The sequence below is a fragment of the Ligilactobacillus sp. ESL1201 genome (assembly GCF_058503265.1).
In genome coordinates, this window is sequence record NZ_CP196362.1 from 719,065 (window position 1) to 732,431 (window position 13,367).

Annotated in this window: 16 protein-coding genes; all 16 read left to right on the forward strand. The window is 43.0% G+C overall.

Translation table 11 applies throughout. The features are described 5' to 3' along the window. The first annotated feature begins 2 nt into the window (after positions 1 to 2). The 16 genes from ACSYSK_RS03695 to ACSYSK_RS03770 all read left to right on the forward strand — a co-directional run bounded on the left by ACSYSK_RS03695 (position 3) and on the right by ACSYSK_RS03770 (position 13,366). Entirely contained in the window at positions 3 to 1,496 is a 1,494-nt protein-coding gene (locus ACSYSK_RS03695) for a flagellar hook-length control protein FliK (RefSeq protein WP_491715563.1), read from the forward strand. A 13-nt stretch (positions 1,497 to 1,509) separates the two neighbouring features. Next, positions 1,510 to 2,022 carry a hypothetical protein gene (locus ACSYSK_RS03700; RefSeq protein ID WP_491715564.1) on the forward strand — a complete coding sequence of 171 codons (513 nt, stop codon included), beginning with the start codon at positions 1,510 to 1,512 and terminating at the stop codon, positions 2,020 to 2,022. Positions 2,023 to 2,042: 20 nt separating this feature from the next. Then, positions 2,043 to 2,960, forward strand: coding sequence for a flagellar hook-basal body complex protein (locus ACSYSK_RS03705; RefSeq protein WP_491715565.1), 918 nt, complete (start codon positions 2,043 to 2,045; stop codon positions 2,958 to 2,960). 21 nt (positions 2,961 to 2,981) lie between these two features. Next, positions 2,982 to 3,185 carry a flagellar FlbD family protein gene (locus tag ACSYSK_RS03710; RefSeq protein ID WP_491715566.1) on the forward strand — a complete coding sequence of 68 codons (204 nt, stop codon included), beginning with the start codon at positions 2,982 to 2,984 and terminating at the stop codon, positions 3,183 to 3,185. Then, a complete protein-coding gene (locus ACSYSK_RS03715; RefSeq protein ID WP_491715567.1) occupies positions 3,186 to 3,674 on the forward strand; it encodes a flagellar basal body-associated FliL family protein in 489 nt (162 codons plus the stop codon). Between the two features lie 10 nt (positions 3,675 to 3,684). Next, positions 3,685 to 4,026 carry a flagellar biosynthetic protein FliO gene (locus ACSYSK_RS03720; protein WP_491715568.1) on the forward strand — a complete coding sequence of 114 codons (342 nt, stop codon included), beginning with the start codon at positions 3,685 to 3,687 and terminating at the stop codon, positions 4,024 to 4,026. Further along, positions 4,023 to 4,808, forward strand: coding sequence for a flagellar type III secretion system pore protein FliP (gene fliP / locus ACSYSK_RS03725; protein ID WP_491715569.1), 786 nt, complete (start codon positions 4,023 to 4,025; stop codon positions 4,806 to 4,808). The genes ACSYSK_RS03720 and fliP overlap by 4 nt, the downstream gene beginning before the upstream one ends. Positions 4,809 to 4,818: 10 nt before the next feature. Then, entirely contained in the window at positions 4,819 to 5,082 is a 264-nt protein-coding gene (gene fliQ / locus ACSYSK_RS03730; RefSeq protein WP_491715570.1) for a flagellar biosynthesis protein FliQ, read from the forward strand. A 4-nt stretch (positions 5,083 to 5,086) separates the two neighbouring features. After that, positions 5,087 to 5,836 carry a flagellar biosynthetic protein FliR gene (gene fliR / locus ACSYSK_RS03735; RefSeq protein WP_491715571.1) on the forward strand — a complete coding sequence of 250 codons (750 nt, stop codon included), beginning with the start codon at positions 5,087 to 5,089 and terminating at the stop codon, positions 5,834 to 5,836. 13 nt (positions 5,837 to 5,849) lie between these two features. Beyond that, positions 5,850 to 6,914, forward strand: coding sequence for an EscU/YscU/HrcU family type III secretion system export apparatus switch protein (locus ACSYSK_RS03740; protein ID WP_491715572.1), 1,065 nt, complete (start codon positions 5,850 to 5,852; stop codon positions 6,912 to 6,914). Between the two features lie 31 nt (positions 6,915 to 6,945). Further along, positions 6,946 to 9,015 (forward strand): flagellar biosynthesis protein FlhA, encoded by a 2,070-nt coding sequence (gene flhA, locus ACSYSK_RS03745; RefSeq protein WP_491715573.1) that lies wholly within the window; start codon positions 6,946 to 6,948, stop codon positions 9,013 to 9,015. Between the two features lie 25 nt (positions 9,016 to 9,040). Continuing rightward, positions 9,041 to 9,748: a sigma-70 family RNA polymerase sigma factor gene (locus ACSYSK_RS03750; RefSeq protein ID WP_491715574.1), complete on the forward strand. Its 708-nt coding sequence runs from the start codon at positions 9,041 to 9,043 to the stop codon at positions 9,746 to 9,748. After that, positions 9,745 to 10,449: a flagellar hook-basal body protein gene (locus ACSYSK_RS03755; RefSeq protein ID WP_491715575.1), complete on the forward strand. Its 705-nt coding sequence runs from the start codon at positions 9,745 to 9,747 to the stop codon at positions 10,447 to 10,449. The genes ACSYSK_RS03750 and ACSYSK_RS03755 overlap by 4 nt, the downstream gene beginning before the upstream one ends. Positions 10,450 to 10,471: 22 nt before the next feature. Further along, entirely contained in the window at positions 10,472 to 11,242 is a 771-nt protein-coding gene (locus tag ACSYSK_RS03760; protein ID WP_491715576.1) for a flagellar hook-basal body protein, read from the forward strand. Positions 11,243 to 11,263: 21 nt separating this feature from the next. Beyond that, positions 11,264 to 11,971, forward strand: a complete 708-nt coding sequence (locus tag ACSYSK_RS03765; RefSeq protein ID WP_491715577.1) for a cell division ATP-binding protein FtsE — start codon at positions 11,264 to 11,266, stop codon at positions 11,969 to 11,971. 99 nt (positions 11,972 to 12,070) lie between these two features. Further along, positions 12,071 to 13,366, forward strand: coding sequence for a methyl-accepting chemotaxis protein (locus ACSYSK_RS03770; RefSeq protein WP_491715578.1), 1,296 nt, complete (start codon positions 12,071 to 12,073; stop codon positions 13,364 to 13,366). Position 13,367: the final 1 nt, after the last annotated feature.

Genomic DNA, 13,367 nt, shown 5'->3' on the forward strand with positions numbered 1-13,367 from the left:
TAATGGTGGAAAAAGTAACTGTTGATTTACAAGCAGTTAGTAAAACTAAGACGCGTTCTTCTGCGCGAAATAAGCCACAGGGGGCCCGCCGCTTTCAGGATTATTTACAGCAACATAGTCAAGATCAGGGTCAAGTTCAAAAGCAACCGGAGCAACAACAAAATGACACGACGGTAACGCAGCCGTCATCTGCGCTGGCAAGTGATTCGACCGTAACGCAAGATCAGGATAAAGATGATGCGGTGACCACTACAAAGCATGATACTAAGCAGGTAGTAGCGTCGGAGCTACCACCACAATTAGCAGCACAGCTGACGCCAGTTGAAACTAAGAAAAACCAGTCAGGGTTAACGGTAACACTTCCAGAGGATGGTGGAAAAACTGGCAAGGTGCAAGTAACTACTGTGGTTTCTCAAGATGAGACTGTAGCTCAAACTAAGGTAGAAGATGCAGGTGTAGCTCAGCCACAACCGCAAGAAAAATTGCCGGTGACAATCCAAACGGTGACAGCGGCAGTTAGTCAGGAAAATGGCAAGACGGCAAATTCAGTGGTTGAATCGCAGGTCAAAGTAGCCGTGCCGCCAAAGCAATCTGGTGATATAAAAGACCAACAGGAACCGCTAAAGGATGCATCATTGGTTTCGTCACAAGTGAAAGATGGTGTGGCAACGCAGCAAATTAAGGCTAAATCGCTGGGACAACAGGAGTTAACGCAGGTTGTTTCCGCACCGGTACAGGAAGCCGAAACAACGTTAGCACAAACGGCAATTCAGGCACAAAATTCAGCGGAATCCGCCACAGTAAGTAAGCTTTCTGCGCAAGCTAAACAAGATAATATTGCCGTCAAGTCGGTTACTACTAAAGTGACATTGACTCAAACAACTACTACAGCACAATCAAGTAGTACAACGCTTGATTTGAGCGCCTTATATAATCAGGTAGCAACGCCTAACAATGCGACGATGGCACAACCAGTTAAACCACAGCTTGAGGTGCCGGCAGTGCAAAATGCATTACAAACCGCTGCTAACGCTATTAAAGAAGTGGTAGCTCCAAATGTGGAAACTAATGTTAGTGGCGCGACTGGCACCCAAACAGTGGTTTTACACCTGAAACCCGATAATTTAGGCGAGATGAAGATTTTGATCAAAAACAACAATGATTCGGTCTCACTAGAATTTCAGGTCCAAAATGCTGATGCTAAGTCGTTATTACAGTCTGTTAGCGGCAAACTGGATAATATCATGGCTAGCTTGCAGTTTAATAGTCAAGTCCAACACGCTGAACACGTCGTGGCTACACCGAGACAAGAGGGAGGCTCGACTGCTACTACTGCCGATAATAATCAACAACAAGGAAACCAAGCAGAGTTGTTTGATCAGGGACGGCAAGAGCGGCACTATAGTAGGGCGAAACAAGCGACTGCTAACTTTACGACGGAAGATCCAACGTTACAAGAAGAGCAGCTTAAAAGTACGATCAGCATGCTAGTGTGAGGGAGGAATTAAAATGGATCCAGTCAGTTCGGTGGCCGATAACACGACCACGACTTCGGGTTTAATGAAAGCTAAAGAAACCGATACGAATACTAAGAAAACGGCGGATGACCACCTGAAAAAAAAGACCGGCTTGTCGATGAATGATTTTTTGAAGATCATCTCTAAGGCCATGTCCACACCATCGCTTAGTTCGATGACTGGCGACGGTGGCGGCGGTAGCGGTGGCGATGATTCCACCCAGTATATCTCACAGATGGCGCAGTTTGCTACCCTAGAAGAACTCGACGACTTGTCAACTTCCATGAGTTCGATGGTCGGACTGAGTTCATCCCAACAGTTTTTGAGTTTGATTGGGCAAAAAGTGACGCTGGCTAATGATAATGCGGCCGAAGGTGAAGACAAGACCGTTACCGGGACCGTTGACAAGGTCAACTTCAAAGACCCGGCTCACATTAAGCTGACGATCAACGGTAAAGAATATGATACTAGCAAGTATGGCGTCGATGAGATCGGCACTAAATAAAATTTTAGGAGGAAAATTAGATGTTACGTTCATTAGCTTCTGGAGTTTCAGGAATGAAAAGTCAACAAACAAAATTGGATGTTATCGCTAATAACATCGCTAACTCGAGCACGACGGGTTTTAAAGCCGGGCGGGTATTGTTTACCGATTTACTGAGCCAAACCTTACGGTCACCGAGTGCTCCGGGAAATACTATTGGTGGTATTGATGCTGAGCAGCCTGGGCAAGGGGTCCAAGTCTCAGAAATTGATAATAACATGACATCCGCCCAATACAGTCCGACAGGTTATAAATTAGATTTAGCAATTGCTGGTGCTAATAGTAATGATGGTAATGGCTTCTTCGTTTTAGAACATGGAGACGGACATTATTATACGCGAAATGGTGCTTTTAAAGTTGATGAAGCAAATAATTTGACTAATGGTGATGGATTATTTGTTCAAGGGCAAATGCTCACTACTCCTGTTATTGTTGATGGTACTGATATTAATACAAATGCTGACATGGTTACACTTAATGCTAAAAATAATGATACTCCAGGACGTATTACAGTTCCTGCTACTAATGCGGCTGGGACTGCTTATGATCCCGGCTCATTAGCAATTGATGGTTCTGGTTATGTCACTGCTAGTTATGGTGGTCAAAATCATTTTATTGGGCGGCTTTCATTGGCTACTTTTAGGAATTCTGCTGGCTTAGTTAAAAATGGTAATAGTACTTACTCGGAATCGGTTGATTCAGGGGGAGCTGCATTTAGTTATACTAGTCAGAATAATGCTGGTACTTTAGTAACTGGTAATTTGGAAGATTCTAACGTTGACTTGGCTACCGAATTTTCTAACATGATCGAAACTAGCCGGGCTTATCAGGCTAACGCGCGTTCGATCACGACTTCCGATGAAATTTTACAAGAGCTGGTCAATTTGAAGCGTAGTTAAGTTGTTTAGGGGGTCTGAATAATGATTTTACTGACGTCCATTCGTGATAATAGTTTTTATCTGAATCCAGACTTGATTTACAAGGTAGAAGAAACACCGGACACGACCATCACCTTAACGATTAATAAAACCTTGGTGGTTAAGGAATCTGCCCAGCAAATTTTGACGAAGATCATTGATTATCACCGGCAAATTTTGGCGGGGCGGTTTAAAGGAGATATTTAAATGGCAAAGAGAAAAGCAGACGGCCAGAAAAAAGGCGGTAAGAAAAAACTGATAATGCTTCTGGCAATCGTGGTACTTGTCATTGTCGCAGCAGTAGCCGGCGCTTTTTTGGGTAACAAATTTTTCAATAAGAAAGAAGCTAAAAAGCCAAAGCCGGTACAAACGACGGCAATTTCTGGCAAACAAAAATTAGTTCCTGTCAGCAAGTTTATCGTTAATATCAGTGGTAAGGATCAAGATGAACAGTACTTACGGGTTAAGATGTCGTTATTAGTTGCTAACTCTGATAAAGCTAGTCAAATGAAAAAGAGCATGCCGTTAGTACGTGATACTGTTATCAGGGTTTTGAAACAAAAGAAATCCGATGATCTTTTAGGGCAAGGAAATAGTATTGACGTCTTAAAGGGACAGATCAAGCAAAATATTAACCATGATTATGGGGCAAATATCGTTAAAGAAGTTTATATTACGGATATGGTGATCCAGTAAGGAGTATTTTATGCAGACAGCACTGCTTTTACTTAGGCTAGTAGTTGGTTTAGTAGTCGTAGTGTTACTGATCAACTTATTTCTCAAGTTTCTGCAAAAATATATTGCTCCCCAAGATAATAATTTTCGGGTAGTGAAAAAAATTACGGTTTCTAAATCTTCTTCACTCGGAATCGTTCAAGTGGTAGATCATTACTACCTGATGAGTTTAGCAGAACACGGTAGCCGGATTATTAATGAACTAAGTCCTGAAGATGTTGCTGCGTTATTGCAAAAAAGATCTGATATCAATAAAGATGGGTTTTCCCAGGCACTACAAAATAGTCGGTTGAAGGGCAAGGAGAAGAAATGAAGACAAGAAGAAAACGCCGCTGGTGGGTCGCACTAGCAATTCCACTGACAACTGTGGCTTGCGGCTTTTTTTCCATTAAAGTTGAGGCAGCAGATACCACGGTCGCCGATATTGGTAAGACAGTCAATCACCTGTTAAACGGGCAAACTGGCGGTTCTAACGATATCGTCAATCTGTTTGTGATGCTCACTTTGTTGTCGGTGATCCCGCTGTTACTGATGATGATGACGTCGTTTACGCGGATCATCATGGTGCTCTCGTTTACCCGCAGTGCGTTAGGAACGCAGCAAAATCCGCCTAACTTGGTTTTGATGGGTTTAGCGTTATTTTTGACGTTGTTTACGATGAAGCCCGTTTATACCGACATTTATCACAATGCTATTCAGCCTTACGACAAACAAGAGATCACGCAAAAGCAGGCTTATCACCGCTCGGAAAATCGAATCAAGGTCTTTATGGGAAAAGAAACCAGGCAAAAGGATATTAAGTTATTCTTAAACGTTTCTAAAGACAAGCATAAGTATAAAAACGTACAGCAGGTGCCGTTGATGACCCTGACTCCCGCTTTTATCATTAGCGAACTACGAACGGCGTTTAGTATTGGTTTTTTGATCTTCATTCCGTTTATGATCATCGACATGGTCGTTTCTAGTGTATTGATGGCGATGGGGATGATCATGTTATCGCCGGTAATGATCTCGCTACCCTTTAAACTATTATTATTCGTACTAGTTGACGGGTGGTACCTGTTGGTTGAATCTTTGGTGCGCAGTTTTAGTTAGGAGGATCCAGATGACAATTTCATTAGTACTAACGGTATTGCGCGAGGCAATTATCCGGATCTTGATAGTTTCGGGACCGGCCGTCTTAGCTGGAATGGTGATTGGATTAGTTATCAGTATTTTTCAAGCTACCACTCAGATTCAGGAACAGACGTTGAGTTTTGTGCCTAAACTGATAGCAATTTTGCTAGCGCTGGTGATCTCCGCTAATTTTATAATGAGTGTGATGAATGAATTTACCCGTTATATTTTTAGATTGATCGCAAGGATGTGAGCCTATGGCCGAGATTCAGCTGCTTAGTCTAGTGATGTGTCGGATATTTTTATTTATTTCTACGGCACCATTATTTTCACAAAGAGAGTTTCCCAATCCAGCAAAGTTGATCATTGGCAGTTGCTTAACGGTAGCGGTTTTACCGGTAGTGAAGCCCGTACACATTGCTAATATGATCGTATTTGCTTTACTAGCTGCCAAAGAAGGATTGTTGGGGATGGCTTTGGGTTATATCAGTCAACTGGTTTTTCAGGCGATCATTATGGCTGGCTCTCTGGTCGATTTTCAAAACGGATTTTCGATGGGACAAGCCTATGATCCAACGATGCAAGTGGCAACGTCTCAGTACGGTAAAATTTATTACTGGTTAGCAATTGCTGTTTTTTTCATGTTGGACCTTCATTTACAGTTGATTCGCGGCTTGATGGCTTCATTTAGGATCGTTCCTTTAGGGGTCGCGCAGATCACGGGAACGACCGTCAAGGGAGTAGTGCAATTAACGGCTCAGGTTTTCCAAATTGCTTTTAACGTCTCTGCCCCTTTGATCATTGCCGTGATGATCATCGATATCGTATTAGGAATTTTGTCACGCACGGTGCCACAAATGAACGTTTTGATGGTCAGTTTGTCGCTCAAGGCTTCAATGGGCTTGATCGTGTTATTGCTGATGTTACCCAATGTTGTCAGTTACTTAGCTAAAATTTTGCCGCAGTCGTACCAATATATGATGCAATTTTTACACGCGTTAGGCTGATGGGGGAAGTTTAATGAAAAACGACGATAAAACAGAAAAACCGACACCCAAACGAAAGCGTGACGCCAGAAAGAAAGGACAAGTTGCTAAGAGTCCGGATCTGGTGGCTGCTTTCGGGCTATTGGTTTTTTCAGGAGTCTTTATTCCCCTCTGGCAGTTTGGTTTAACTCGTTTTACTCCTTATTTTGCTGGCTTTCTTGAGGAATTAAGTGATCCGACTGCGATGCTTGCCACGTTACCTAAGGTGGGGATCCAGGCGATGCTGATGTTGTTGATCATGGTTGCCCCGTTTTTACTGATTGGCTTAGTGACAGGCTTGTTAGGTAATTTCGTGCAAGTTGGTTTTTTGTTTACCGCTAAGCCACTGCAGCCTGATTTTAAGCGCCTTAATCCTTTAACTGGGTTAAAACAGATGTTTAGTCTGCGTGCTTTGGAAAATTTAGCTAAAACTTTGGCTAAATTTGGGATCGTTGCGTACCTGTGTTACCGCAAGTATGTTAATTCGATGCCACAGATCATGAACGCCAGTGCTGCTGGGACGCAGCAAATTTTGTATTTTATCCTCAATTTTGCTAAGGGTTTGGGGCTGCAAGCGGCGGCGTTTTTATTGGTGATCGGGATCGCCGATTACATGTACCAGTCATATTCACGAACTAAGCAGTTGAAGATGAGTAAACAAGAGATCAAAGAAGAAGTTAAGCAACAAGAAGGAGATCCGCAGATGAAAGCCCAGCGGAAATCCAAGTATCAAGCAATGGTCAAAAATGCGATCGCACAGGTCAAGGATGCTACTGTGGTAGTTACCAACCCGACGCATTTAGCTTTAGCGTTAAAATACGATCAAGAAAATGCCGGGGTACCGCAGCTTTTGTCCAAGGGAGCCGATCTGGTAGCACAAAGGATGAAAGAAGAAGCGCGTAAAAATGACGTGCCGATTATTGAAAATAAGCCGTTAGCTCGGGCGTTATATCCGATTATGGAACCCGGCGATTATATTCCCGATGAATTTTACGAGCCGGTAGCAGATATCATTGCTTTGGTCTATCGTTTGAACCGAGAATCCAAGGGAAAGATTTAGTTGTAAGTTAATTGGTGGAGGGTAATTTGAGATGAATAACGAAACGAAAAAGAAAAAGTTAATCAAACCAGCTGACCTGATTATCTCGATCTTAGTAGTTGGGATCATCGGTTTGATCATCATTCCCTTACCGATTCCACTGTTAGATTTATTGATCACCTTAAACATTGCGGTTGCGATGAATATCTTGTTGATTACGATGTTTACCCGGACGGTGCTTGAATTTTCGACTTTCCCGACGTTACTGTTGATTACGACGATGTTTAAACTGGGACTTAATATGTCATCTACCCGTTCGATTTTGACTAACGGCGATGGTGGTCATGTGATTGCGGCGTTTGCCAACGTTGTGGCTGGTAAAAACTACATCGTAGGGATCGTGTTATTCGTAATTATCATGATCGTACAGTTAGTCGTCGTTACTAATGGTTCTGGGCGAGTTGCCGAAGTTTCTGCTCGTTTTACTTTGGACGCGATGCCAGGAAAGCAAATGGCGATCGACTCTGATTTAAACACGGGGATCATTAACGAAGAACAAGCGCGTAAAAGACGAGAAGATCTTCAGCGCGAGGCCGATTTTTACGGCTCAATGGATGGTGCCAGCAAGTTTGTTAAGGGTGATGCGATCGCCGGGATTGTGATCGTGTTAGTTAACCTAATTGCGGGTACTATTATTTTTTCTGCTAACGGAAGTTTAAGCATCGGGCAGGCGCTTTCGCAATTTGGCAAGTTGTCGATCGGTGATGGTTTGGTTAGTTCGGTGCCGTCTTTGTTGATCTCGATCGCTTCTGGGATCATTGTGACTCGTTCCGAAAATAATAGTAGTTTTGGACAAGATATTACTAAAGATGCACTACGTAACCCGCAACTGTTTCGGATCGTCGCCGGAATTTTAATGGTGTTAGCGTTAGTTCCAGGCTTTCCGTTTTTACCATTCATGTTAATGGGAGTTGGGTTGTTAGTAGCGAGTTATGCCGTTAAACAGCAAACTGCTAAAAAAGAACTGGCCCAAAAGCGGCAAAAGCAAACTTTGGCTTTGAAAAAGAAAAAAGATACTCAAGAAGACGAAGACGTCGCTTCGTTTCAGGTGGAAACTTTGGCGATCGAAATTGGTTACGGCTTGATCCCCATTGTGGATAGTTCGATCGATAATAGTTTGATGAGTCGCATCGTTGCGTTACGTAAACAAACCGCCCACGAATTAGGGATCTTGGTCAGTCCGGTGCGGATCCGAGATAATTTGTACTTAGATTCTAACGACTATTCGATCAAAATCAAGGGCAATGAAGTCGGACACGGCGATGTTTATCCTGACAAGTACATGATCTTTAGTCCGACGGGAGAAGAGATCCCGTTTGAAGGGATCAAGACGGTTGAACCGGCGTTTCATATCGACGCATTATGGATCGACGAGAAGGATAAAGATGCTGCCGACTTGCAGGGCTTTACCGTGATCGAGCCGTTGACCGTGATCGCTACGCACTTAAAGGAAGTCATTTACAACCATGCGGCTGAGTTGCTAGGGCGGCAAGAAGTCAAGCAGTTACTGGAAGGTATCAAAGGCCAGAGTGGCGTGGTAATCGATGAGTTGATCCCAGATATTTTACGTTTGGGTGAAGTCGAAAAGGTCCTACAAAACTTACTGGAAGAAAAAATTCCAATCAACGATTTGTCGACTATCTTAGAGACCTTGGCGGATTACGGCACAGTTACTAAGGATACAGAGACCCTGACAGAATACGTCAGACAGTCACTGAAAAGGACGATCGCGCATCAATACGCGGACGATGACAATAAGATCAGCGTGGTAACGGTGCACCCGAAGGTCGAAGAAATGATCACTCAAAGTATTCAAAAAACCGCGACGGGTTCATTTCCCGTACTGAAACCGGAAACGTTGAATAAGTTGTTAGACGCAATCACTAAGCTCCAAGAACAATTAGTAGTTAAGAATGTGTCATTTGTTTTACTGACCTCGCCGAAAACCCGGGCGGCTTTTAGAAAGTTAATTTCCTTTAATTTTCCGGATTTAGCGATCCTATCGCTAAATGAGATTCCAAATGAAATCACGATTGAAGCTGTAGGACAAATTCAGATTTAAGATTTGAATGGAGGATACTTTTTCGATGTATGAGATGAAAATGGAGGATCAAGTCGTTAAGTACTTGCCTTTGGTCAAACGCGTGGTTAACCGGATCAACGTTAAGAGTTCTGAATATGAGTATCAAGACCTGTATAATACGGGAGTTATCGGGTTGATCGATGCCTTGCAAAAATATGATCCTACTAAAAAGGTGCCGTTTGAAAAGTATGCTTACGTCCGAATTCGGGGGGCAATTATTGACGAGATCAGGAGTCACGGGCGTCTTTCCCGGTATAAGTTTGATAATTTGACTAATTATTACCAAGCGACTCGCGAATTGGAGCAGGAATTAAAACGGCAGGCAACTGATGAAGAGATTTGCAAAAAGATGGAAATCTCCAAGAAACAATTACGTGAAATTTACGAAAGCCTAAGTTATATGGCTAGTATTTCGCTGGAAGATACTTTATTCGAAAATCAGGGCAGCCCGACCGTTCAAGAAATGGTTCGTGATAAGAGTGATAATGGTGCGGAAGCCCGAATGATCAAAATAGAAACCGAAAAAGAATTAACAGAAGCAATAAAAAGGCTTTCTCAAAGGCAACAATTAGTGTTAAGCTTATATTATGAGCAGGATTTAACGCTCAAAGAAATTGGCGAGGTGTTAGGAATTTCAATTGCACGTGTTTCTCAAATTCACGGGCAGATAGTGGCAAAGTTGAGAAGATATATGGAGGAAAATAACCAATGATTCGTGGGATTGACACGTTAAGACATAGTTTTGATGTTTTGCAAGCACAACAAGAAAATATTAGTACGAATATTGCTAATTCCGAAACGCCAGGGTATTTGGAAAAACAAGTTTTTTCAACTACGATGCAAGAAGTGCAGCTGCATAATTATCAGTCCGGGCGCAAAGACGAAACTCGTTTTGAAATTGGCGGCTTTCCGTTTGGTAATCAGCTTGATGGTAGTGGTGTGAGCATGTCTGCTGGTCCAATCAATTCCACGGGGATCCCGACCGATTATTTGGTCCGCAATGATGGTTTTTTCACTGTCCGCATGAACGACGGTACTTTAGCTTATACCCGCAATGGTCATTTTACCGTTAACAATAACGGCCAGTTGGTGACCCAGGAGGGTTATCAGGTGTTAAACCAAAATGGCGGACCAATCATGGCTAACGAGCCTAACCCGAATTTCATGGTAGTCGCCTTTGGCAATAATGCTAATTTACAAAGCTTGGGCGGAACATATTACACGGGGCAAGGAGCTCAATTAGTTCCTAATGCCGAAGTTCGCCAGGGCTTTTTAGAGGATTCAAACGTTTCTACGGCGGATGCCATGGTCGATATGATCGAAACCAGCAGACAGTTTGAGGCCCAGCAAAAAAGTTTGACGACTACTAATTCGACTTTAGATAAAGCCGTTAATCAGTTAGGTAGAGTTTAATTTGAAAGGGGGCGATAATTAAATGAATATGAGTGCAGTTTTGGGGATCAATCGCAGTGGGCTAAATGGGATGCAGACCCATTTGGACGGGATCGCCCATAACATCTCAAACGTCAGCACCGTTGGTTATAAGGAGATCCCTACCTCCTTTACGGAGCTGATGAACAACAATATTACTCAAAGTGATGCGAGTTTAAGTCCCAATGCTGGGCGGATGGTTGCCAATACCGGGATGGGTTCTTGGAACGGGCCGTTAGACGACCGTGCAGGGGCGATCGTAGCCACCGGGCGAGAATATGATGTTGCCCTTGATGGACCTGCTTTTTTTGGGGTTTATCGTCCGGACGGGCAGTTGTTGTTGACTAAAGATGGTAGCTTCCGGCGCGATGTTAACGGTACTTTGCTGAATGGCTTGGGTTACCGGGTAGCCGTTAACTACAACATTCCGGCTAATCAGTGGCCGCAAGGAAGCGCATCGATCTCACAAGATGGGACGATCACGATCGAAGGTGACGATGGTAATCCCGTTAATGTTGGTTCATTGCAATTATTTGAACCAAACCAAGAACATACCTTGGTGTCACGGGGGGATAACCTTTACGAATCACTGAGTGGTTTTCGTCCGGCAGGTCCGGGTAGTAGGGTGATTCAGGGAATGTTGGAAAATTCTAACGTGGACTTAGCGACCGAGATGTCTAACATGATCACGGCGCAACGGGCCTACCAGTTGAACGCACAGGCTACGCGGACTACGGATAGCATGATGCAAACGATCAATCACTTTACGGACTAAGATGGGTGGTAAAAAGAAGCTTTGATTCAATTTGACCAGGTAACTAAAATGTACGGCACGATCTATGCCAATAAAAATATTTCCTGTACTATTAAACAGGGGGAATTTGTTTACCTAGTAGGGCCTAGTGGGGCGGGGAAAACGACTTTTTTAAAGTTACTGAGTGCCCAGCAATATTGTGATTCTGGCAGCATTAAGATCGGCAATATTTACATCAATAACTTGAAAAATTCTCAAGTCTATAAGTTACGGCGCCAATTAGGAGTCATTGCTCAGGGTGATACTTTTTTAGATAAGTTGACCGTTGAGCAAAACTTACGCTATTGTTTAGCGGCACTAGAAATTCCCGCCAAACTGTGGTCATTACGGATCAAAGAAGTCTTACGCATAGTTGGCTTACCTCAAGTGGGACGGCGCTTGCCTTGTGAATTATCGGTGGGCCAGCAAAAAAAAGTAGCTGTGGCTCGTGCGATCATTAACCGTCCGGCAGTCATTTTAGCAGACGAACCGACTGCCAATTTGGATTTAAAGTCTGCTAAAGAAGTGATGCAGATTTTTTTTCACCTTAACCAGCAAAAGACAACTGTCATTGTGGCAACTCATGATAGTACAATGGTCAATACGTTGCGGCACCGCACTTTGGAGTTGAAAAAGGGCGCTTTGCTCAGAGATGATCCTACGGGCGGCTATAGTGTTTTAGCTACTTCATCCGATGTTTACGTGTGGTAGTTACATAACTAAGTTAGGTTTTATTGTTTGATTTTTAGTTGAATTTCCGTGGGGGACTAGGAGTTGTCACTAAAAATAACAGGGGGGAAGGATTTTATTATGAGTTCAAATAAAAGTAATGGGTTGCGTTTTTTACCGTTGATTGGGACTTTAATTGCCTTAGCAGTAATTCGATTTTACGTGATGGGTGGCGCAGTTTCAGCAGCTAACAACTTTCGGTTTTGGATCGTCGCTGTTTTGATTTTAGGGATTCATTTTCTCTATTTATTTTTCTTTAGAAAAAATCGGGTTACGGGTGGTAATGATCAGGCTTTGATTAAACAGATCAGTGCTATTTTAGGTGGTAACCAGCAAGCCTTAGAACAATTTGAAAACCAAGAGACCAGTGATCCGGTGACTCAGTCTGTCCAGAAATTACTGCAACAAGTAATGTCTGTGACTGATGAGTTGGAACAAGAAAAAGGCAAGACGATTTCTATCTTATCGAGCTTTGGGAGTTCTACCGATGATGGTAAGGCTAAGATCAATGCTTTGCGTGATGCAATGACTTCGATTGCTAATAATTCTAGTACGCAAGCAAGTGATATTCAGTCGACGAGCGACCGGATGGAAAGATTTGGTGAGGGCTTAGAAGCGATCATTGGGCAAATCGATGAAACTGGTGCAGCTGCTAATCAAACCCAGAGTTACAATAACCAGAATATGGGAATCATGCAGAAATTTATGGAGACCTGGAAGGAAGAAAACGATAACCAAAAGAAAATCGCTGATGACATGGCCGAATTAAATAAGGATATTCAAAATATTGGTAATATCATTCAGTTGATCAACGATATTTCGGAACAGACCAATTTATTAGCTCTAAACGCATCGATTGAGGCTGCTCGTGCGGGTGAAGCTGGTAAGGGGTTTGCTATCGTGGCAGAAGAGGTCCGGACTTTAGCCGAACAGTCAGGTGAGTCGACCAAAAATATTCGGGAAATCATCGAAGATATTATTAAGAAATTCAAACGGATGACCGGTGATTTAAACGAATCGTACAATAAAACTGAGTCACAAACGCAATATATCAATCAAGTGGTCGAAACTGGCGGTCACATCACCACGGGAATCGACCAGTTAACTTCCGGTTTGAAAGAAATCCAGGCTAGTTCTAGCGATATTAGGGATGAAAAAGATAAGGTTGCTAATGAAATCAAAGAAATCAGTGGTGCTGTCAGTGATACTTCAGCAGCCACTCAGGAAGTTACAGCTACACTGGATGATTTCTATTCAATGATCGATGATATCGGTAAGAATATGGGACGTTTAAATTCCGTCGAAGCTGAAGAAGAGCAACCGGAAGTTACGGCTGAAGCGACTGAAATGCAGACTTCAAGCGCAGATAATGAATAGG